This window comes from Sphingomonas rosea (assembly GCF_039538065.1).
Taxonomy (GTDB): domain Bacteria; phylum Pseudomonadota; class Alphaproteobacteria; order Sphingomonadales; family Sphingomonadaceae; genus Sphingomicrobium; species Sphingomicrobium rosea.
In genome coordinates, this window is sequence record NZ_BAABBR010000001.1 from 54924 (window position 1) to 74138 (window position 19215).

Consider the following 19215-nt stretch of genomic DNA (forward strand, 5'->3'; position numbering starts at 1 on the left):
CTTACTGCGCCTCCCCGCCGTCGCGGGTCACGTTGGGGCTGTCGGGCTTCGGCTCGTCGATCGACGTCGCCTTGCCACCGGCGTTTGCCGCCTTGGCCTCGCCGCTCTTGCGGGCCTCGGCTTTGGCTTCCTTGGCGCCGGCGGTGCCCTGGTCCTCGTTGTCGGTCTTGTAGGGCTTCTCGCCGCCCCGCTCGCCGGCACCGGCGGCGGGCTTGAGCTTGGGCTCTTCGGCCTTGGCCGGCGCAGGGGACGGTGCGCCGGCGGCCTGCGGCTCGGCCTTCTCGTCACCCGGAAGCTTATATTCCGGCCCGCCCCACGGGGTCAGGAAGTCGAACGAGCGGAAGTCCTGCGCGAGGCTGACGGGTTCGTAGACAACGCGCTTCTCGGCTTCGGAATAGCGCATCTCGGTGAACCCGGTCAGCGGGAAGTCCTTGCGCAGCGGGTGCCCCTCGAAGCCGTAGTCGGTGAGGATGCGGCGGAGGTCGGCATTCCCCGCGAAGGTCACGCCGTAAAGGTCGAACACCTCGCGCTCGAGCCAGCCGGCGACGGGCCACAGATCGGTCACGGTCGGCACCGGGGTCGCCTCATCGGTCCGGACCTTGACCCGGATGCGCCGGTTCTGGGTCAGGCTGAGGAGGTGGTAGTTGACCTCGAAGCGCTCGGGATTTTCGGGATAGTCGACCCCGGCGATCTCCATCAGCTGCTGATATTCGAGGCCCGGCGTGTCGCGCAGCAGCCGGCAGGCCTCGGCGAGGCCTTCGCGCTGGACGGTCAGCGTGATCTCGTCCGCATGGTCCTTGGTCTCGAGGATCAGCGCGCCGAGCGCGGCCTCGGCGGCGGCGATGACGCCCGCGTCGGACGCGGTCCTGGGTGCGGAATGGGTCACCGCTCGATCGTCCCTTCGCGGCGGATTTTCCGCTGCAGCTGCATGATCCCGTAAAGCAGCGCCTCGGCGGTCGGCGGGCAGCCCGGGACATAGATGTCGACAGGCACGATGCGGTCGCAACCGCGAACGACGCTGTAGCTGTAATGGTAATAGCCGCCGCCATTGGCGCAGCTGCCCATCGAGATGACGTAGCGCGGCTCGGCCATCTGGTCGTAGACCTTGCGCAGCGCCGGGGCCATCTTGTTGCACAAAGTGCCCGCGACGATCATCACGTCGGACTGGCGCGGGGAGGCGCGCGGGGCGACGCCGAACCGCTCGAGGTCGTAGCGCGGCATGTTGACGTGGATCATCTCCACCGCGCAGCAGGCGAGGCCGAAGGTCATCCACCACAAGGAGCCGGTCCGGGCCCAGGTGAACAGGTCCTCGGCGGACGTCACGAGGAAGCCCTTTTCGTCGAGGTCCTTGCCCATCTCGGTCAGGCGGGCATGCTCGGGGCTGCCGGGCGTCAGGCCGTAGGCGCGGGCGATCTCTTCCTCGGTGGGATTGGGGTTCGCCGCAGGGTCGAGCATCACTCCCATTCGAGCGCTCCCTTCTTCCAGGCATAAGCGAGGCCAAGGCCAAGCTCCGCCAGGAACACCATCATCGCGCCCCAACCGAGCCAGCCCGTTTCCTTGAGCGTCACCGCCCACGGGAAGAGGAAGGCAGCCTCGAGGTCGAACACGATGAACAGGATCGCGACGAGGTAGAAGCGGACGTCGAACTGGCTGCGGCTGTCCTCGAAGGCGGGGAAGCCGCACTCATATTCGCTGAGCTTTTCGGCATAGGGCTTGTCCGTGCCGGTGAACTTCGATGCGATGATCGGGGCGATCACGAACACGCCACTCAGCGCGAGCGCGACCGCCAGGAACAGCAAAATCGGCAGATATTGTGCGGCAACTGAGGCCACGACGAGACTCCGTCAAAACAGGCTTGTTCGCCCTCTAGAACAGGGGCGCTATAGAGACAACCGGCACTTGGTCCGTAAGTTGCCCGGGCCTAGGCCCGGAGCGCCCCGGCGACGAGCTTGTGGAGGCGGCTGTGGAGGTCGCCATTGGCCGCGAGATATTCGCGCCGCTCGGTCATTCGGTCCTGCCCGCGAAAGTCGGACACGAACCCGCCCGCTTCCTTGACCAGCAGCATGCCCGCGGCGCTGTCCCAGGCGTCGAGATCGTCTTCCCAGAAGCCGTCCATGCGGCCGGCCGCGACCCAGGCGAAGTCGAGGCTGGCCGCACCGAAGCGGCGGATCCCAGCGACCTCGGGGGCGATGGCATTGTAGATCTTGGTCCACTGCGCCGCGTCGGACCGGCCGAGATGCGGGATGCCGGTGCCGATCAGGCTTTCGTCGAGATAGCGGCGCGCCGAGACCCGCAGGCGCCGGTCGTGGAGCCAGGCGCCGCGGCCCTTCTCGGCCCAGAAGGTTTCGTCGGTCAGCGGCTGGTAGACCACCGCGTGGGTGATGTCGCCCTGCCCGTTCGGCTTCTTTTCCTCGACCGCGATCGAGATGGCGAAGTGCGGGATGCCGTGAAGGAAGTTGGTCGTGCCGTCCAGGGGATCGATGATGAAGCGCGGCTTGGCCGGATTGCCTTCGATCGAGCCGCCCTCCTCGAGCAGGAAGCCCCAGTCGGGGCGCGCGGCGCGCAGTTCCTCGACGAGCGTCTGCTCCGACTGCTTGTCGGCCATGGAGACGAAGTCGCCCGGGCCCTTCTTCGAGACCTGCAACTGCTCGACCTCGCCGAAGTCGCGGCGCAGGCGCGGGGCGGCGCGGCGGGCCGCTTTCTGCATGACGGCGATCAGGCCGGAATGGGAAACCATGTCATTCTCCTCCCCTCCCGCTGGCGGGAGGGGCTGGGGGAGGGATTGTCACTCGGGAGGAACCGCGAACAGGCCCTCCCCTGGCCCCTCCCGCAAGCAGGAGGGGAAAGGCTCAGTCCGCGCGGCGGACGTAGGTCTGTTCGTAGACGTCGACGACGATCTTCGTGCCGCTCGAGATGTGCGGCGGGACCATGACGCGCACGCCATTGTCGAGAACGGCGGGCTTGTAGCTCGACGAGGCGGTCTGCCCCTTCACGACGGCATCGGCCTCGACGATCGTCGCCTCGATGGTGTCGGGAAGCTGCACCGAAATGGCTTCCTCGTCGTAGAGCTCCATCACCACATCCATGCCGTCCTGGAGGAAGGCGGCGGCGTCGCCGAGCAGGTCGCGCGGAAGGCTGACCTGGTCGTAGGTTTCCTTGTCCATGAAGACGAGCATGTCGCCCTCGGGGTAGAGGAACTGGAAGTCCTTGGTGTCGAGGCGGACGCGCTCGACCGTCTCGGCCGAACGGAAGCGGACGTTGTTCTTGCGACCGTCGCGCAGGTTCTTCAGCTCAACCTGCATGTAGGCACCGCCCTTGCCGGGCTGGGTGTGCTGGATCTTCACCGCACGCCAGATGCCGCCTTCGTACTCGATGATGTTGCCGGGACGAATGTCCACGCCGCTGATCTTCATGGATCGCTGCCTACCGCTTCTACAGGTTGAAAGAGCTCAGCCGGGCGGACCCGGCCAACGGTGTCGCGCCCTAGCCGCGTTCGGCCCGGGCATCAAGTTACCGGCCCGCCGCTCACTTCCCGCTCAGCAGCGGATAGGGATTGACGGGCGTCCCCTGCCACCAGCGCTCGCCTGGGTTCATTCGGTAGATGGCATAGTGGAGATGCGGACCGTCCGGACTGGCATTGCCGGTCGAGCCGACGAGGCCGATCGGGTCGCCGCGGCGGATTCTCGCCCCCTCGCGCAGCGAGGGCGCATAGGCGTCGAGGTGCGCGTAATAGTGCATCCACCGCCCGTCGGTGGAGCGGACATAAGCGGTGATCCCGCCGCCGCCGTTCGAATAATAGAGCTTCTCGACCGTGCCGTCGGACGCCGCAACGACGGGGGTTCCGCGCGGGGCCATGATGTCGATCGCATTGTGGACCCGGGCGCCCCCTGCCCGGCTCTGGGTATAGGTGTCGGTCAGCGCCTTCGTCTCGATCCCGATGACCGGGATCGCAAGACCCGAGGGCGCGATCAGCAAGGGCTCGCCGCCGCGGGCCACTGCCTTTCGCGGTGCGCCCCTGGCGCGATCGACCCCGACCCGCTTGGCCGAGTCGGACAGGATCGCCTCGGCCCCCGAAGGCGGGTCGGCCGAGCGCGTCACATTGCTCCACAGCAGCCATCCCCCCGCCACCAAGATGGCGAGGACGATGGCATTGCCGAAGATGCTGAACTTGCGCCCCTTCTTCTTCATGCGAGCGGGCTCAGGCCTGGAAGATCGCCGTAAAGCCGGGCTTCATCATCCGCGACAGGCGGATGACATCCCAGTTCGCCATGCGGATGCAGCCGTGGCTTTCGGCGCGGCCGATGGTCTCCGGGGCCGGAGTGCCGTGGATGCCGTAATGCTCCTTGGTGAGGTCGAGCCAGGCGACCCCGACCGGGCCATTGGGGCCCGGCGGCAGCATCTGGTCGGGCGCCGACTTGTCCTTGGCGTCCCAAAACAGGTCGGGCTGATAGTGGAACGGCGGATCGAAGGCGAAGGTCGGGACCTTCCACTTGCCGAGCGGGAGCGGATCGTGGGTCGAGCCCATGGTGACCGGGAACTGCGCGACGAGCTTGCCGGGATTGTCGTCGAGCTTGGGCGGCGCGCCGCGCTTCTTCTCGGTGCTGTAGGCGCCTTCCGGCACCTCCCCCTGATAGACCCGGAGCACGCCCTCGCTCTTGTCGACGACGATGAAATTGCCCTGCGGCTGCGCGGCGTCGACGTTGTAGAGGCTGAGGAGACCCGACTGCTTGTCGTCGATCGCGCCCGCATAGTCGCGCGAAGCCGGGAGGATGTTCGGCAAGAGCAGCTTCTGTCCCGCGCCGATCAGCTTGTCTGGCCCGTTCAGGGCGACGATCGTGTCGGGCGTGGTGTGGAACCGCTCGGCCAGTTTCTCGAGCATGTTGCGATAGTCCATGCCCTTGAGCTTGGCCTGGTCCTTGGGCTCCTTCGGGAAGGGATAGACGAACGGGCCGCCGACGTCGGTCGCGGTGAGTTCGAGGACCTTCACCGACGGCCGGTTCTGCTGGAGCAGGGCCGCCCGCGTCGGGCCGTCGAGCTGTCCGTTCATCTGCAGGCCGCGGCTCTGCTGGAAGCCGCGAAGCGCCTGCTCGAAGACCATGCCCTTCTTGCCGTCGATGACTCCGCTCGGGAAGCCGGCGGCATCGAGCAGCACCTGCGCGTGGAAGATGGTCGAATCGATCGGCGAGCCCGGACGACCCGGCGGCACCCACGCCGCTTCGGCGGGCTCGGCAGCGGCCGGCGCGGGCGCCTGGCCATAAGCGGTCGCGCCGAGCGCCAGCGTGGAGAGGAGGCCGGCAACGGCGGCAGCAACACGGAAATTGGGCAAAACGCACCTCGCGGGGAAATTGACTTGGCTCCGTAACGAGCGAAACCCCGCTTCTTTCCTTGGCACCGGCGCGAGCGCCTGTCGTTGAGGCCGGATGCTCAAGGCAATCCTCTTCGACATCGACGGCACGCTCGTCGACAGCAACGAATATCACGTGCTCGCCTGGGCCGAGGCGCTCCACGGCGCGGGTCATGATTTCCGGCTGCAGACGCTGCACGACCAGGTCGGGCAAGGCGGCGACAATTTCGTCCGGGCGCTCCTGCCCGACGCGACCGACCGCGATGTCGAGGAACTGAGCCAGGCGCAAAGCGCATTGTTCCAGCGCCATTACGCCCATCGCCTCCAGCCCTTTGCCGGTGCCAAGGCGCTGCTCGAGCGATGCCGCGAGGCGGGCCTCGAGGTCATGCTCGCCACCTCGGCGAACCGGGAGACGCTCGACCGGCAGCTCGAGGTGCTCGACGCACGGCACCTGGTCGACGGCTGGACCGGCGCCGCCGACGTCGGCCATTCCAAGCCCTGTCCCGACATCTTCGAGGCGGCACTCGCGAAAGCCGGGGTCGAGCCCCAAGAGGCGCTGGTGGTCGGCGACACGCCCTTCGACATCGCCGCCGCCAAGAAAGCCGGGATCAGGACCGTGGCGGTCCGCTCGGGGCTATTCCCCGATGCGGCGCTCGGCGGCGCGATCGCCATTTACGACAATGTCGCGGCGATCCTCGAGGGTTTCGATCAAAGTCCGCTCAACCCCGCTTCAGGAGCGGCTGGAAGGCACTGACCATCGCAGCGGGATCGGCGGCGTTCCAGACCGCGCCGCTCACCGCGAGGAAATCCGCCCCGGCCTTGACCAGCGCCCCGCCATTGTCGGGCGTGATCCCGCCGATCGCGACCGAAGGAATTTCGAACAGCGTAGCCCACCAGCCGAGGATCTCGGGCTCGGGGACGTGCTTCACCGGCTTGGTCAGCGTCGGATAGAAGGCACCGAACGCGACATAGTCCGCTCCCGCCTCGCCCGCTTCCATCGCGAGATGGCGGCTGTCGTGGCAGGTGACGCCGATCTGGGCATTGGGTCCGAGCAGTGCGCGTGCCTCGCGCGGATCGCCATCTTCCTGGCCAAGGTGCACCCCGTCGGCCCCGATCCGCTTGGCAAGGCTCATGTCGTCATTGACGATGAAGGCGACCTCATGATCGGCGCAGATGCGCTGGAGCGGCTCGGCGAGCTTGGCCAGCGCATGCTGGTCGACCCCCTTCACGCGCAGCTGGAAGGCCGCGACCGGGCCGCCGCCGAGCGCCGCCCGAAGGCGGTCGGGAAAATCGCCGCCGACCTCCTGCGGGCTGATGAGATAGAGCAGCGCGTCGCCCCTCCCCTGCAGCTCGAAGCGCTCGGCGAAGCCATTGATCGAAAGCTCGGGTTCCTCGTCCATGCCGCCTCCTAGCGGCTCGACCCCGCGCGGAACAGTGCTGCGCCGAAGAGCCAGAACAGGGCGAAACCCATCGAGAAGATCGCGCCGCGCTGATCGGTGCCGAGACCGCCGAGACCGAGGAAGAATTGGGCGGCGCCGGCGAGCAGGAGTATCCCGGTCATTTGGCTGGCCCGTAACCGCGTCACGAAGCATCCGCCGATGAAGATCGCGATCGGCAGCAGAAAGAGCTGGTTGTAGGGATTGTCCTCGCTCGCGATCATTCCGACCGCAAGATTGACCCACACCGTCAGGAAGGTGGTCAGGACCCCGAGGATCGAGCCGAGGAGGACGAGTCCATTGCCCGAACGGCGCGACAGGAACTCGATACCGAGGCCAACGCTTGCCAGCATCACGCCCATGATAACGAAATCTCCGCCGCTCCAGGGAAAGCGCAGGATGGCGGGCAGTGCCAGCAATAGCGCCAACGCGCCCCAGCCGAGCAGCCGCAATGGATGCAAGGCGAAGCGTGGCGGCCGAGAAGCGAAGTCGGTCATGATGCGGCATCCTGTCGTTGGTCGATGGTGCCTGTCCAAGTGCCGCCGCTTCTGCTGAATGGCATGAGGAGCAGGTGAGGAGTTTGTGAGCGACGTGAGCAATGCGCGGATCAGCTTCGGACCGTTCGTCCTTGACCCGCGCGAACGCCGGCTGCTGCGCGGCGAAGCGCCGGTCGACTTGAGCGGCCGCTATCTCGACGCGCTGCTGCTGCTCGCCCGGCATCCGGGCCAGCTCGTCACCAAGGACCGCTTCATGGCCGAGGTGTGGCGCGGGGTGCCGGTCACCGACGAGGCGCTCACCCAATGCATCCGGTCGCTCCGCAAGGCGCTCGGCGACGAGGCCGGGCGGCCGCGCTTCATCGAGACGGTCCCGAAGCACGGCTACCGGTTCGTGGCCGGGGTCGGCGAACCCGCGCGGATCACAGGCGATGCGGTCGGGGCCCGGCCTGGCGTGCGCTCGCTGTTGCTGCTGACCGGCGCCGGTCTCGTGGGCGGCGCGGCGGCCGGTCTCGTTGGTGGCCTGGGCTACGGATTGCTAGCGGCGAACGACCCGCCGCCGGGGGTCGGTGCGATCTCGGTGGTGCTGGTGATGACCTGTCTCTGCCTCCTGATCGGGACGATCGGCGGGCTGGGTGTCGGCCTTGGTGTTGCGGTCGGCCGGCGGATCGACGCCCGCCGACTCTTCCCGACGATGGTCGGCGGTGCGCTCGGCGGGCTGGTGGTCGGCACGCTCGGCCGCCTGATCGGCCTCGATGCCTTTTCGCTGCTGATCGGAAGCCGCCCGGTGGCGATCACCGGCGGGAGCGAAGGATTGCTGGTCGGCGCGATCGCCGGCGCGGCCTTCTGGTCGGCCCAGCGCATGGCCGCCGCCGGCCTTGTCGCCATTACCGCCATGGCCGCCTGCTTCGGCGCCATCGCGGGCCTCCTCATCACCGCGGCGGACGGGCAGATGATGGCCGGAAGCCTCGGCGTCCTCGCAGCGACCCAGCCCGCCTCCCCGCTGGCCCCGCTCCTCGCCGGGCTTCCGCCGCTTGCTCGATACGCAAGTGCCGCGATCGAAGGGGCTACCTTCGTCGCGGCACTGACGCTTGCCATGACCCTCGCGCTGCGAGGGCGCCCGGCGGCTTAAGCGATCGAAGCGGCGTGGATCTCGTCGATGGCGCCGCCGAGGGTCTTGTCGAACTCCTCGTCCGACTGCCCGTGGCGCAGGTCCGACAGCAAAGCGCGGCTGAAGCTTGCGATCATGCCCTTGTTCTTCGCCAGCTCGGCGCAGGCGTCCTCGCGGCTGAACCCGCCCGACAACGCCACGACGCGCAGCACCTTCGGGTGATCGACCAGCGGCTGGAACAGGCCGGCCTCGCTCGGGATCGACAGCTTGAGCATGACCTGCGTGCCCTCGGCGAGCCGATCGAGGTGGCGGAGGATCTCGTCGCGCAGGATGCGGTCGCAGTCGGCGCGCTCGGCGCTCTTGATGTTCACCTCCGGCTCGATGATCGGCATCAGGCCGTGGCGAAGCACCTGCGCGGCGACCTCGAACTGTTGGCCGACGACCGCGGCGATGCCGGCCTCGTTGGCGAGGTTGATGACCGAACGCTCCTTGGTCCCGAACACGCCCAGACCCTTGGCGCGGGCAAGGAGATCGTCGAGGCCGGGGATCGGCTTCATCAGCTGGACGCCATTGGCCTCGTCCTCGAGACCCTTGTCGATCTTGATGAAGGGCACGATCCCGCGCTCGATCAGCGCCTGCGGGGTCGGTTTGCCGTCGACGTCGCCATCCATGGTCCGCTCGAACAGGATCGCGCCGATGACCTTGTCGCCCGAGAAGCAGGGCGAGGTGATGATCCGGCTGCGCATGTCGTGGATGAGGCCGAACATCTCCTCCTCGGAGCCGTAGGCGTCTTCCTCGATGCCATAGCCCTTGAGCGCCTTGGGGGTCGACCCGCCCGACTGGTCGAGCGCGGCGATAAACCCTTGGCCCGCCGCGATCTTGTCCCGCATTTCCTGGCTATTCATGACGCTCCCTTGAACCTGCTGCATACGTATGCGGGCGGGCTCTAACGAGCGGTCTTGGCCGAGGCAACCGACCTAGCGCTGAAGCGCGGCGACTCCGGGGAGGGTGCGGCCTTCCATCCACTCGAGGAAGGCACCGCCGGCGGTCGAGACGAAGGTGAAGTCGGCCGCGACCCCGGCATGGTTGAGCGCGGCGACCGTATCGCCGCCGCCCGCGACCGAGACGAGGCTGCCGTCCTGAGTCAGCGCGGCCGCGGTCCGTGCAAGCGCCACCGTCGCGGCGTCGAACGGCTCGGTCTCGAAGGCACCCAGGGGACCGTTCCAGACGAGCGTGCGGCAGGTCTTGAGCGCGTCGCCGAGCGCCTCGACCGCCGAAGGACCGATGTCGAGGATCATCTCGTCAGCGGCGACTTCGTGGACGTTGCAGGTGCGCATCGACGGCGGATTGGCCGCGAATTCCTTGGCCACGACCACGTCATAGGGAAGGTGGACGGTGCAATTGGCCTTGTCGGCGGCCTCGAGGATCGCCTCGGCCTCGCCGGTCAGGTCATGCTCGCACAAGCTCTTGCCGACAGCGACCCCGCGCGCGGCGAGGAAGGTGTTGGCCATGCCGCCGCCGATGATCAGGTGGTCGACCTTGCCGACGAGGTTGTGGAGCACGGTGAGCTTGGTCGAGACCTTGGCCCCGCCGACCACGGCCGCGACCGGCCGCTCGGGGTTGCCGAGCGCCGCTTCGAGCGCCTTCAATTCCTTTTCCATCGCCCGGCCGGCGAAGGCGGGGAGCAGGTGTGCGACGCCCTCGGTCGAGCTGTGCGCCCGATGCGCGGCGGAAAAAGCGTCGTTGACGTAAAAGTCGCCGAGCGCCGCAATTCCCTGGCTGAGCGCGCGATCGTTCTTTTCCTCGCCCGCGTGGAAGCGGGTGTTCTCGAGCACCCCGATCGCCCCCGGCGTCATGGTCGTAATCGCCCGCGCCGCCTGCTCGCCCTGGCAATCCTCGACGAAGCGGACCGAGCGGCCGGTGAGGTCGGTCAGCGGCTTGACCAGCAGGGCGGTCGACATGTCGGGACGGTTCTGCCCCTTGGGCCGGCCGAAATGGCTGAGCAGCAGCACGATCGCGCCGCGGTCCGACAGTTCGAGCACGGTCGGCAGCGCGGCCTGGAGCCGGGTCGCATCCGACACCGCCCCGTCCTGCATCGGCACATTGAGGTCGACGCGGACGAGGACGCGCTTGCCGGTGAGGTCCGAGGGGAGGTCGTCGAGGGTCTTGAAGTTCGGCAAGTTAGCAATCCTCAATCTCGTTGGTCCTGAGCGGAAGCGCGAAGCGCGAAGTCGAAGGGCCGGTCCGCCGCCCTTCGACTTCGCTCAGGGCGAACGAACACCCTTGCTTGCGCTTACCCCAGCTTGGCCATGGCGGCAGCGGTGTCGACCATGCGGTTCGAGAAGCCCCACTCGTTGTCATACCAGCTGACCACGCGGACCAGCTTGCCTTCGAGAACCGCGGTCTCGAGGCTGTCGACGGTCGAGCTTGCCGGATTATGGTTGAGGTCGATCGAGACCAGCGGCTCGTCGGTGTAGGCGAGGATGCCCTTGAGCGGTCCGCTTTCCGAGGCAGCCTTGAGGACGCCGTTCACCTCGTCGAGCGTGGTGTCGCGCGACGGGGTGAAGGTCAGGTCGACCATCGACACGTTCGGCGTCGGCACGCGCACGGCCGACCCGTCGAGCTTGCCCTTCAGTTCGGGCAGCACCTCGCCGACGGCACGGGCGGCGCCGGTGGTGGTCGGGATCATGCTCATGCCCGCGGCACGCGCGCGGCGCATGTCCGAGTGGATCTGATCGAGGATCTTCTGATCGTTGGTGTAGGCGTGGATGGTGGTCATCAGCCCGCGCTCGATGCCGATCGCGTCGTTGAGGACCTTGGCCACCGGCGCGAGGCAGTTGGTGGTGCAGCTCGCGTTCGAAACGACCCGATGCTCGGCGGTCAGCTTGTCGTGGTTGACGCCATAGACGACGGTCAGGTCGGCGCCCTTGGCCGGAGCCGAGATGAGGACGCGCTTGGCCCCCGCCTGGAGGTGCTTCTCGCCGCCCGCCTTGTCGGCGAAGAAACCGGTGCACTCGAGCGCCAGCTCGACCCCATGGTCCTTGTGCGGGAGGTTGGCCGGATCGCGCTCGGCGGTGACCGCGATGCGCTTGCCGTTGATTACGATGTCGTTGCCCTCGGCCTTCACCTCGCCCGGGAACTTCCCGTGCACGCTGTCGCGGCTGAACAGCCAGGCATTGGCCTTGGCGTCGGACAGGTCGTTGATCGCGACGAGCTCGAGCCCGCAATCGGGACGCTCGAGGATGGCGCGGGCGACGAGGCGGCCGATGCGGCCGAACCCGTTGATGGCGACTTTGGTCATGCTTGGAGAGCCTCCGTGATCTTGGCGGTGATGGCGTCGGCCGTGAGGCCGAAGTGGCGGTAAAGGTCGGGTGCGGGCGCGCTGGCGCCGAAGCCGTCGAGACCGAAGCGAAGGCCGTTGACCATCGTCAGACGCTCCCAGCCGAAGGTCGTTCCCGCCTCGATCGAGACGCGAAGGACCTGGTCGGGGCCGACGTTGGGCAGGATGGCTTCGCGATAGGCCTCGTCCTGCGCCTCGAACCGGCGCCAGTTGGGCAGGCTGACGACGCGGGCCGGAACCTCGAGCCGGTCGGCGACGTCGAGCGCGATCTCGAGCTCGGAGCCGGTGGCGATGAGGATGACCTTGGGGTCTGCAGCCTCGCGGACGACATAGCCGCCGCGCGCGCTGAGGTTCTCGGCCGCCGCCACGGTGCGGACCGGCTTCAAATTCTGGCGCGACAGGCAGAGCACGCTCGGACCGTCATGCTTCAGCGCGTCGGCCCAGGCCTCGGCGGTCTCGATCGCGTCGGCCGGACGCCAGACCTCGAGGTTCGGGATCATCCGGAGGCTCATGATGTGCTCGACCGGCTGGTGGGTCGGGCCATCCTCGCCGAGCCCGATCGAATCGTGGGTCATGACATAGATGACCCGCGCATTCTGCAGGGCCGACAGGCGCATCGCGGCGCGGCAATAGTCGGAGAAGACGAGGAAGGTGCCGCCATAGGGGATGACGCCGCCGTGGAGCGCCATGCCGTTCATCGCCGCGGCCATGCCGAATTCGCGGATGCCGTAATAGACGTAGCGCCCGGCATAATCTTCGGCCGTCAGCGGGCCGGTCGACTTGGTCTTGGTGTTGTTCGAGCCGGTGAGGTCGGCCGAGCCACCGATGGTGGCGGGCACGGCGGTGTTGATCACCTCAAGCGCCATTTCCGACGCCTTGCGGGTGGCGACGGTGGGCGGGCTCTTAAGCAGCTCGTCGAGGTAGGGCGCAAGCCAGCGCTCGTCGACCTCGCCCGCCATGCGGCGCTTGAACTCGTCGGCCTTGCCGCTCTTGGCGAGACGCGCTTCCCACGCCGCCCGTTCGCCGGCGCAGCGCTGGCCGGCCTTGGCCCAGGCCTCGCGGACGTCGGCGGGGATGGTGAATTCCTGCGGATCGAGCCCGAGCTCCTTGCGCGCGGCTTCGACCTCGGCCTTGCCGAGCGCCGCCCCGTGGGTCGCCGATGTGCCCTGCTTGTTGGGCGCGCCGTAGCCGATGATCGTCTTGCAGCGGATGAGGCTCGGGCGCGGGTCGGCATTGGCCTTCTCGAGCGCCTGCGCGACTTTGCCCGCGTCGAGGCCGTCGCACTCGAGCGTGTGCCATCCGCTGGCCGCGTGGCGCGCCATCACGTCCTCGGAGCGCGACAGGTCGGTCGACCCGTCGATGGTGATCTTGTTGTCGTCCCACAGGACGATCAGCCGGCCGAGCTTGAGGTGGCCGGCAAGCCCGACGGCCTCGTGATTGATGCCTTCCATTAGGCAGCCGTCGCCCGCGATCACATAGGTGCGGTGGTCGACCAGCTCGTCGCCGTAGATGGCGTTGAGGTGACGCTCGGCGATCGCCATGCCGACCGCGGTGGCGAGGCCTTGGCCGAGCGGGCCGGTGGTGGTCTCGACTCCGGCAAGCTCGAAATTCTCGGGGTGGCCGGCGCAAGGGGAGCCGAGCTGCCGGAAGCGCTTGATCTCGTCGAGCGTCGGATGCGCGTAACCCGTGAGGTGGAGCAGCGCGTAGATCAGCATCGACCCGTGGCCGGCCGACAGGACGAAGCGGTCGCGGTCGGGCCACTTGGGATCGGCCGGATCGTATTTCATTACCTTGGTGAAGAGGGCCGTCGCGGCATCGGCCATGCCCATCGGCATGCCGGGATGGCCGGAGTTGGCGGCCTCAACCGCGTCCATGGCCAGTGCCCGAATGGCATTGGCGAGACGGCGCTGGGTCGGCTGCATCGGAGCTCCGCTTTTTGGTTTCGGCGCCGCACCGGAATCGGCGGCCCCGACAGTGCGGCCCCTTTGGTCGGTGAGCCGTTGAGCGTCAACCTCCGCACCGCTTGTGAGCGGCGATGAAGAGGCATAGGTCGGACTTATGACACATGAGGCACTGGAAGTGGCGCTGACCCGCGCCGAGCGCGCGCTCGCTCGCGTCGAACGCGTGGCCGAGCAGATGAAAAAGCCGAGCGACGGCGAGGAGCGGCTTCGCGCCAAGGTGCGTGCGGCGATCGCGGAACTCGACACCATCATCAGCAAGGTCGAGGCCTGAAGCATATGGCCGAAGTCGACATCACCATTGCCGGTCGCCACTATCGCGTCGCCTGCCGCGACGGCGAGGAGCAGAATCTGAGCCACGCCGCCGAGCTGGTCGACGCCAAGAGCCGCGAGGCGCTGGCCGGACTGGGCGCGCTGTCCGAGGGCCGCCAGCTCCTGTTCGCTTCGCTCCTGCTGGCCGACCAGCTGATCGAGAAGAAGGGCGCTTCGGCCACCGCGCCCCCGCCCTTGCCCGATCCGCAGGTGGTGCGCCGGGTCGACGCGCTCGCCGAACGGCTCGAGCGGCTTGCCGGCAACCTTGAGAATGAAGTCGCAAACGCCTAGATAAGGCGGTGACGGGTACTGTCTGGCACGAGCTTTCAGAAATCCCTGAGGCTATTCCCGATCCTTGGGGGCTGTCCCTGGTTGGACCCTGGTCCGGCACATATGGTCCCCACCTGACGTTACCGGCGTCAGTGGATTACAGAGCAACGACCTCATGACGGTCCCGTCACTTCCTTCCTCCGCCGACAAGAAAGCGCTGCGGGCCGCGATGCGCGCCCGGCGCAAGGACTATGCCGCGAGCCTCGCGCCTTCGCTTCGAATCGCACTCGAAGGCGAGGTGGCGCGGATCCTCGAACCATTGCTCTTCGCCGCCAAGGTGGTCGCTGCCTACCAGCCGATGAAGGAAGAATTGAGCCCGCTGCCGGCGCTCGAGATGGCCCGTGCGATGGGCAAGACCACGGTGCTCCCGGCCTTTGCCGCGCGCGACAGCCGGATGACCTTTCATGAGGGCGACGCCACCGCGGCCGGTCCCTGGGGGCTGCTCCAGCCGCCGATCGACTCACCCCCGCTGGCGCCCGACCTCGTTCTCGTGCCGCTGATCGCCTGCGATTTGCTGGGCAATCGCATCGGCATGGGACAGGGGCATTACGACCGTGCGCTCGAGGGGCTTCGCGGCCAGGCGACGCTCGTCGGGATCGGCTGGGACTTCCAGCTCCTTGCCGACACATTTGCCGCCGACCCCTGGGACCAGCCCTTGCACGCCTTTGCCGCGCCTTCGGGCCTGACGGAGTTTTCCACGTGACCACCGACGAACAGCCGCCCCGCCCGCGCCCCACGGCGGGCGTCTTCATGATCATCGGGGTGATCATCGTCTGGGCGATCTTCATCGCCTCGCTGTCGGACTTCGTGGGTCGCTGGCCGGCGCTGCTGCAGCTGCCGTTCTACATCGTGGCGGGGGTCGTCTGGATCCTCCCGCTGAAGCCGATTCTTCGCTGGAGCGAGACCGGGCGCTGGCGCGCGGACCCGCCCCAACCTTGAAAAATCGCGCTGATTTAGCTATCTGACACAGCTCAGCATGACTTCTTTGGCGCTTCCCCCAGCCCGGCCGACCGCGGCCCGATCGGCCCGTGACCTGCTGCGCGCGCACCCGCGCGAAGCGGTCGGCGGGCTGCTGCTCGCCGGCGCCGCCTTGGCCTCGATCGCCGCCGCCGCCGTCCCCCACGAGACGGCGAGCGTGCGCCAGCAGGAGGCGGCGACGCCGGTCACCGCCGTCCAGCAGATGACCCCGTTCGCGGTGCGCCAGGTCGCGCCCGACGAAGCGCAGCGCCTCAATGCGGCGGTGCCGCTCAGCGGCGGTCCCAATCCCGCCGCCGCGCCCTTTGTCCTCAAGACCGACGCCAAGACCTACGCCCGCGCCGAGGAATGCCTCGCGCAGGCGATCTATTACGAAGCGGCCCGCGAACCCGAGGAAGGCCAGCGCGCGGTCGCGCAGGTCGTCCTCAACCGGGTCCGCCACCCGGCCTATCCGGCGACCATCTGCGGCGTCGTCTATCAGGGTGCCGAGCGTCCGACCGGCTGCCAGTTCAGCTTCACCTGCGACGGCTCGCTCGCGAGCGCGCCGATGCGCAGCTACTGGGACCGCGCCAAGCGGCTCGCCGACGAGGCCCTGAAGGGCCATGTCGCGGCCGAGGTCGGCAATGCGACCCATTATCACGCCAACTACGTGCTGCCTTACTGGGCGCCGACTCTGGTCAAGAACGCCGTGCTCGGCGCGCACATCTTCTATCGCTGGCCGGGCGGCTGGGGACAGCCCAATGCCTTCAGCCAGAAGTGGGCGCGCAAGGAGCCCGATCCCAAGGGCCTCAAGATGGCCGCGCTGGCCGCCGAGGCGCGGTTCGCGGCGATGAAGCCCGAGACCGAGGACACCCCTGCCCTCGTCGCCCAGGCGCGCCAGGAGCTTCCGCCCGAGCTCGCCAAGCTGGTCGAGGCCGAGATCGGTCCCGACGGCAAGGGCCGTGTCGCGATGCGCATCAATGCGCCGCGCCACGACCAGATGACGCGCGAGGCCGCGCAGGCGGCGGAGAAGAACATGATCGGCTCAGCCTCGTCGAGCCTGAAGTGGGGCCTCACGGGGGCCGACACCGAGGCGGCCAGCCAGACGCCGCTTGGCAAGAAGCCGGCCGATCCGGCCCCGGCTCCGGCGCCCGCCGCCGCGTCCAGCAACTAAAGACAAACAGCACGCGCGAGCGCGCCCGCAGCGGGGCGCGGTGCGCCGATTTCCAACGATGGGGAAATGGCGCGAGTGACGGGGCTCGAACCCGCGACCTCCGGCGTGACAGGCCGGCGCTCTAACCAACTGAGCTACACCCGCGTGGTGTGGGCGGCCAACTAGGCGGCGGGCTTCCCCACGTCAATCAGGAAATCACCTGATCACGGCAATTGTCGATCTTGCCGCGCGGCAGATAGCGGCGGGGCTGCCTTGGCTTCCTCTTCCTCGTCCTCTTCGCCGGCATGGGTGAGCGTGCCGTGCTCGAACAGGAAACCCGCGATATCCGGCGTTCCCGCGGCCGCGAAGACGGTCTTGAAGATGATCAGCAGCGGGATGGCGAGCAGCGCGCCGGTGGTGCCCCAGATCCACGCCCAGAAGCTCAGCGAGATGAGGATGAGGATCGGGTTGATCTTCACCCTCTTGCCCACGACCAGCGGCGTGATGGCATTGGCCTCGACCATGTGCATGCCGATGAAGATGAGCGGCGGCAGGATCGCCTTCCATGCCTCGGCGCCGCCGAAACTGATCATCCCGCCGAGCGCCAGCAGGACCGCCGAGGCGATGGGACCAAGATAGGGGATGTAGTTCAGCACCGCGACGATGCCGCCCCACATCAGCGGCGAATCCATGCCCAGCGTCCACACGATCAGCGCCACGATCGCGCCCAGCGTCACGTTGATGAGCGTGATGGTGCCCAGATAGGTCGAGGTCGCGGTGACCATCTGCTGGATGACGCGCGCGGTCGTCAGCGCGCCCTCGAAGCTGCCGCGGCTGGTGATCGTCTGCTTGCGCATCGCGGTCCAGCCCGAGAGGAAGAAGAAGATCAGGAGCAGCGCGAAGAACATCTGGATCAGCGCATGCGGGGCCGAGTTGGTCAGCAGGTCGAGCATGCTGTTCGGCGTCTCGAGCTGCACCGTGCCGCCCTTGCCGCCCTGCGGGCTCGGCAACTGACGCACGATCCGGTCGATGAAGCCCTGGAATTTCTCGTACAGTTTGAGCGCGGGCGCGAGCGCTTCCTGGACGCGCCCGATCCGCTGCGGAAGCAGCGCGACCCAGTCGATCGCGGGGATCACGATCGAGAGGATGGCGAAGGTCGCCACCGCAATGAAGATCAGCACGCAGGCGAAGGCCGAGAGCGCCGACGGCAGGCCGCGCCGCTCGAACCATTCGAGCAGCGGCACCAGCGCGATGGCGATGACGATCGCAGCGGTGACCGGAAGGAAGAATTCCGCCCCGCCGCGCAAGGCGAAGGGAAGCGCGAAGACGAGGCCGATGCCCGCAATGAGGGTCAGCGACGCGAGGAGGCGGTCCCGCTTGATCGTGACGTGCTCGGCAAGCGCCGCCGCATCGTCGTGGGGCTGTTCAGGGCGGGTGGCGGGTGCGTCCATGCGACCTTCTATCTGGCGAACCGCCGCTTAACCAGCGTCCACCCCGGCCCGGACAAGATGGGGCCCGAGCCGGCCGCTCACCGCGAGGAAGAACATGCGGAAGTCGCTGAGCAGGCTCCACCAGGGGTGGGTGAAGGTGGCGGGGCGATTCTTCTCGACGAAGAAATGCGCGAACCAGGCAAAGCCGTAACCGCCGACCGGCATCGCGAGCGCCCACCAGCCATTGCCCGTCACGACCAGCGCCGCCGCGGCCGCGAGGACCAGCGCGGTGCCGACATAATGGATGGCCCGCGTTCGGCGGGCGGAATGCTCGCGCAGATAGTGCAGCCAGAAGTCGCGGTAATCGGGGATCCGCTCAGCCATGGTGGAACGCTAGCGCCGCTTGCTCGTCTGCTCAATCGACCTCTTCACCTGCCCGTCCGGAGAAACTTCCCCATGCGCGTTGCCCCCTTCACCCTCGCTTTGTCGCTCGTCCTCGCCGCTGCCGCCGGCGCCGCCGCCTTCGCCCAGACCCCCGCCCCCGTCGCCCCCGCCGCGCAGGACGTGCGGCTCGGCGCGCTGCGCGTGACCCCGGTCCGCGACGGCGCCAATCCGGTGCCTAATGACGGTTCGGTGTTCGGTAAGGACGTGGGGCCGGCCGCCGTCGCCGCTTTCCTCCGCACCAAGGGCCAGCCGACCGACACCATTCCGCTCAACGTCGGCGGCCTGCTCGTGCGCGGCATCCCGGGGCGCGTGGTGCTGATCGACACGGGCAATGACCCGAAGAAGGGCGGCCAGCTGATGGCGAGCCTCGCCCGGGCCGGCGTCCGCCCCGGCGACGTCACCGACATCCTCATCACCCACGGTCATGGCGACCATATCGGCGGGCTGGTCGATGCGTCCGGTCGCCGCGCCTTCCCGCGCGCCACGGTCCGGATGTCGGCGCCCGAATGGGCCTATGTCCGAACGCAGGACGCATCCAAGGAGATCGCCGGCGCCATTTCCGCGCGGGTGCGGACCTTCGCGCCCGGCGCCGCGGTGCTGCCGGGGATCGTCGCGGTCCCGCTGCGCGGCCACACGCCGGGCCACAGCGGCTACCGGATCACCTCGGGCCGCCAGAGCCTGCTCGACATCGGGGATACCGCGCACAGCTCGGTGATCTCGCTCGGCCATCCCGAGTGGACGATCGGCTACGACGGCAACAAGATGCTGGGAGAGCGAACCCGGATCACCGAGCTCGCGCGGATCGCGGGCACCGGCACGCTGATCTTCGCGCCGCATTTCCCCTATCCGGGAATCGGCCGGGTGGTGCGCAGCCGGCCGGGCTATGCCTGGCAGCCGGCGCTTCGTTGA

Annotated in this window: 23 protein-coding genes and 1 tRNA gene; 8 read left to right on the top strand and 16 right to left on the bottom strand. The window is 68.0% G+C overall.

Annotated features, from left to right (window positions below; translation table 11 throughout):
• Position 1: 1 nt before the first annotated feature.
• The 7 genes from ABD693_RS00270 to ABD693_RS00300 all read right to left on the bottom strand — a co-directional run bounded on the left by ABD693_RS00270 (position 2) and on the right by ABD693_RS00300 (position 5326).
• Positions 2-886 carry an NADH-quinone oxidoreductase subunit C gene (locus ABD693_RS00270; RefSeq protein WP_344694947.1) on the bottom strand — a complete coding sequence of 295 codons (885 nt, stop codon included), beginning with the start codon at positions 884-886 and terminating at the stop codon, positions 2-4.
• Positions 883-1356: a NuoB/complex I 20 kDa subunit family protein gene (locus ABD693_RS00275; RefSeq protein ID WP_344697543.1), complete on the bottom strand. Its 474-nt coding sequence runs from the start codon at positions 1354-1356 to the stop codon at positions 883-885. The genes ABD693_RS00270 and ABD693_RS00275 overlap by 4 nt, the downstream gene beginning before the upstream one ends.
• Positions 1357-1454: 98 nt before the next feature.
• A complete protein-coding gene (ndhC, locus tag ABD693_RS00280; protein ID WP_344694948.1) occupies positions 1455-1832 on the bottom strand; it encodes an NADH-quinone oxidoreductase subunit A in 378 nt (125 codons plus the stop codon).
• 89 nt (positions 1833-1921) lie between these two features.
• Positions 1922-2737: an inositol monophosphatase family protein gene (locus ABD693_RS00285; RefSeq protein WP_344694949.1), complete on the bottom strand. Its 816-nt coding sequence runs from the start codon at positions 2735-2737 to the stop codon at positions 1922-1924.
• Between the two features lie 112 nt (positions 2738-2849).
• Positions 2850-3413, bottom strand: a complete 564-nt coding sequence (gene efp / locus ABD693_RS00290; RefSeq protein WP_344694950.1) for an elongation factor P — start codon at positions 3411-3413, stop codon at positions 2850-2852.
• Between the two features lie 112 nt (positions 3414-3525).
• A complete protein-coding gene (locus ABD693_RS00295; RefSeq protein ID WP_344694951.1) occupies positions 3526-4188 on the bottom strand; it encodes a M23 family metallopeptidase in 663 nt (220 codons plus the stop codon).
• 10 nt (positions 4189-4198) lie between these two features.
• Entirely contained in the window at positions 4199-5326 is a 1128-nt protein-coding gene (locus tag ABD693_RS00300) for a L,D-transpeptidase family protein (protein WP_344694952.1), read from the bottom strand.
• A gap of 94 nt (positions 5327-5420) precedes the next feature.
• Here ABD693_RS00300 and ABD693_RS00305 point away from each other — a divergent pair, with 94 nt between their 5' ends.
• Positions 5421-6098: an HAD family hydrolase gene (locus tag ABD693_RS00305; protein WP_344694953.1), complete on the top strand. Its 678-nt coding sequence runs from the start codon at positions 5421-5423 to the stop codon at positions 6096-6098.
• Here the strand turns inward: ABD693_RS00305 and thiE are convergent.
• Entirely contained in the window at positions 6064-6744 is a 681-nt protein-coding gene (gene thiE / locus ABD693_RS00310; RefSeq protein WP_344694954.1) for a thiamine phosphate synthase, read from the bottom strand. The genes ABD693_RS00305 and thiE overlap by 35 nt on opposite strands.
• A gap of 8 nt (positions 6745-6752) precedes the next feature.
• Entirely contained in the window at positions 6753-7277 is a 525-nt protein-coding gene (locus tag ABD693_RS00315) for a hypothetical protein (RefSeq protein ID WP_344694955.1), read from the bottom strand.
• A gap of 85 nt (positions 7278-7362) precedes the next feature.
• Here ABD693_RS00315 and ABD693_RS00320 point away from each other — a divergent pair, with 85 nt between their 5' ends.
• Complete coding sequence (locus tag ABD693_RS00320) at positions 7363-8406, top strand: winged helix-turn-helix domain-containing protein (protein ID WP_344694956.1); 1044 nt, start codon at positions 7363-7365, stop codon at positions 8404-8406.
• Here ABD693_RS00320 and ABD693_RS00325 read toward each other — a convergent pair.
• The 4 genes from ABD693_RS00325 to tkt all read right to left on the bottom strand — a co-directional run bounded on the left by ABD693_RS00325 (position 8403) and on the right by tkt (position 13647).
• Positions 8403-9290, bottom strand: a complete 888-nt coding sequence (locus ABD693_RS00325) for a fructose bisphosphate aldolase (protein WP_344694958.1) — start codon at positions 9288-9290, stop codon at positions 8403-8405. The genes ABD693_RS00320 and ABD693_RS00325 overlap by 4 nt on opposite strands.
• A gap of 72 nt (positions 9291-9362) precedes the next feature.
• Positions 9363-10565: a phosphoglycerate kinase gene (locus tag ABD693_RS00330; RefSeq protein WP_344694960.1), complete on the bottom strand. Its 1203-nt coding sequence runs from the start codon at positions 10563-10565 to the stop codon at positions 9363-9365.
• A gap of 113 nt (positions 10566-10678) precedes the next feature.
• Complete coding sequence (gene gap, locus ABD693_RS00335; protein ID WP_344694961.1) at positions 10679-11686, bottom strand: type I glyceraldehyde-3-phosphate dehydrogenase; 1008 nt, start codon at positions 11684-11686, stop codon at positions 10679-10681.
• Entirely contained in the window at positions 11683-13647 is a 1965-nt protein-coding gene (gene tkt, locus ABD693_RS00340) for a transketolase (RefSeq protein WP_344694962.1), read from the bottom strand. Before tkt ends, gap begins: the two co-directional genes overlap by 4 nt.
• 136 nt (positions 13648-13783) lie before the next feature.
• Between tkt and ABD693_RS00345 the strand changes: the two genes are divergently transcribed.
• The 5 genes from ABD693_RS00345 (at position 13784) to ABD693_RS00365 (ending at position 16453) form a co-directional block, all read left to right on the top strand.
• Positions 13784-13957 carry a hypothetical protein gene (locus ABD693_RS00345; protein ID WP_344694963.1) on the top strand — a complete coding sequence of 58 codons (174 nt, stop codon included), beginning with the start codon at positions 13784-13786 and terminating at the stop codon, positions 13955-13957.
• Positions 13958-13962: 5 nt separating this feature from the next.
• The gene (locus ABD693_RS00350) at positions 13963-14286 is read left to right on the top strand and encodes a cell division protein ZapA (RefSeq protein ID WP_344694964.1); all 324 of its coding nucleotides are present in this window, start codon (positions 13963-13965) and stop codon (positions 14284-14286) included.
• A gap of 154 nt (positions 14287-14440) precedes the next feature.
• Positions 14441-15028 carry a 5-formyltetrahydrofolate cyclo-ligase gene (locus tag ABD693_RS00355; RefSeq protein WP_344694965.1) on the top strand — a complete coding sequence of 196 codons (588 nt, stop codon included), beginning with the start codon at positions 14441-14443 and terminating at the stop codon, positions 15026-15028.
• Positions 15025-15264 (top strand): DUF2842 domain-containing protein, encoded by a 240-nt coding sequence (locus tag ABD693_RS00360; protein WP_344694966.1) that lies wholly within the window; start codon positions 15025-15027, stop codon positions 15262-15264. The genes ABD693_RS00355 and ABD693_RS00360 overlap by 4 nt, the downstream gene beginning before the upstream one ends.
• Before the next feature lie 46 nt (positions 15265-15310).
• Positions 15311-16453 (top strand): cell wall hydrolase, encoded by a 1143-nt coding sequence (locus tag ABD693_RS00365; RefSeq protein ID WP_344694967.1) that lies wholly within the window; start codon positions 15311-15313, stop codon positions 16451-16453.
• Positions 16454-16520: 67 nt separating this feature from the next.
• Here ABD693_RS00365 and ABD693_RS00370 read toward each other — a convergent pair.
• The 3 genes from ABD693_RS00370 to ABD693_RS00380 form a co-directional block, all read right to left on the bottom strand.
• A tRNA-Asp gene (locus ABD693_RS00370) sits at positions 16521-16597 on the bottom strand.
• 59 nt (positions 16598-16656) lie between these two features.
• The gene (locus ABD693_RS00375) at positions 16657-17883 is read right to left on the bottom strand and encodes an AI-2E family transporter (protein ID WP_344694968.1); all 1227 of its coding nucleotides are present in this window, start codon (positions 17881-17883) and stop codon (positions 16657-16659) included.
• A 27-nt stretch (positions 17884-17910) separates the two neighbouring features.
• Positions 17911-18246: an Mpo1-like protein gene (locus ABD693_RS00380; RefSeq protein ID WP_344694969.1), complete on the bottom strand. Its 336-nt coding sequence runs from the start codon at positions 18244-18246 to the stop codon at positions 17911-17913.
• A 72-nt stretch (positions 18247-18318) separates the two neighbouring features.
• Between ABD693_RS00380 and ABD693_RS00385 the strand changes: the two genes are divergently transcribed.
• Positions 18319-19215 carry an MBL fold metallo-hydrolase gene (locus ABD693_RS00385; RefSeq protein ID WP_344694970.1) on the top strand — a complete coding sequence of 299 codons (897 nt, stop codon included), beginning with the start codon at positions 18319-18321 and terminating at the stop codon, positions 19213-19215.

Coding starts and splice junctions, on each gene's coding strand:
- ABD693_RS00375 (WP_344694968.1), bottom strand. CDS start 17,883: ATGGACGCACCCGCCACCCGCCCTGAACAGCCCCACGACGATGCGGCG.
- gap (WP_344694961.1), bottom strand. CDS start 11,686: ATGACCAAAGTCGCCATCAACGGGTTCGGCCGCATCGGCCGCCTCGTC.
- ABD693_RS00295 (WP_344694951.1), bottom strand. CDS start 4,188: ATGAAGAAGAAGGGGCGCAAGTTCAGCATCTTCGGCAATGCCATCGTC.
- ABD693_RS00305 (WP_344694953.1), top strand. CDS start 5,421: ATGCTCAAGGCAATCCTCTTCGACATCGACGGCACGCTCGTCGACAGC.
- ABD693_RS00380 (WP_344694969.1), bottom strand. CDS start 18,246: ATGGCTGAGCGGATCCCCGATTACCGCGACTTCTGGCTGCACTATCTG.
- efp (WP_344694950.1), bottom strand. CDS start 3,413: ATGAAGATCAGCGGCGTGGACATTCGTCCCGGCAACATCATCGAGTAC.
- ABD693_RS00385 (WP_344694970.1), top strand. CDS start 18,319: ATGCGCGTTGCCCCCTTCACCCTCGCTTTGTCGCTCGTCCTCGCCGCT.
- tkt (WP_344694962.1), bottom strand. CDS start 13,647: ATGCAGCCGACCCAGCGCCGTCTCGCCAATGCCATTCGGGCACTGGCC.
- thiE (WP_344694954.1), bottom strand. CDS start 6,744: ATGGACGAGGAACCCGAGCTTTCGATCAATGGCTTCGCCGAGCGCTTC.
- ABD693_RS00315 (WP_344694955.1), bottom strand. CDS start 7,277: ATGACCGACTTCGCTTCTCGGCCGCCACGCTTCGCCTTGCATCCATTG.
- ABD693_RS00285 (WP_344694949.1), bottom strand. CDS start 2,737: ATGGTTTCCCATTCCGGCCTGATCGCCGTCATGCAGAAAGCGGCCCGC.
- ABD693_RS00350 (WP_344694964.1), top strand. CDS start 13,963: ATGGCCGAAGTCGACATCACCATTGCCGGTCGCCACTATCGCGTCGCC.
- ABD693_RS00275 (WP_344697543.1), bottom strand. CDS start 1,356: ATGGGCAAGGACCTCGACGAAAAGGGCTTCCTCGTGACGTCCGCCGAG.
- ABD693_RS00325 (WP_344694958.1), bottom strand. CDS start 9,290: ATGAATAGCCAGGAAATGCGGGACAAGATCGCGGCGGGCCAAGGGTTT.
- ABD693_RS00355 (WP_344694965.1), top strand. CDS start 14,441: ATGACGGTCCCGTCACTTCCTTCCTCCGCCGACAAGAAAGCGCTGCGG.
- ABD693_RS00345 (WP_344694963.1), top strand. CDS start 13,784: ATGACACATGAGGCACTGGAAGTGGCGCTGACCCGCGCCGAGCGCGCG.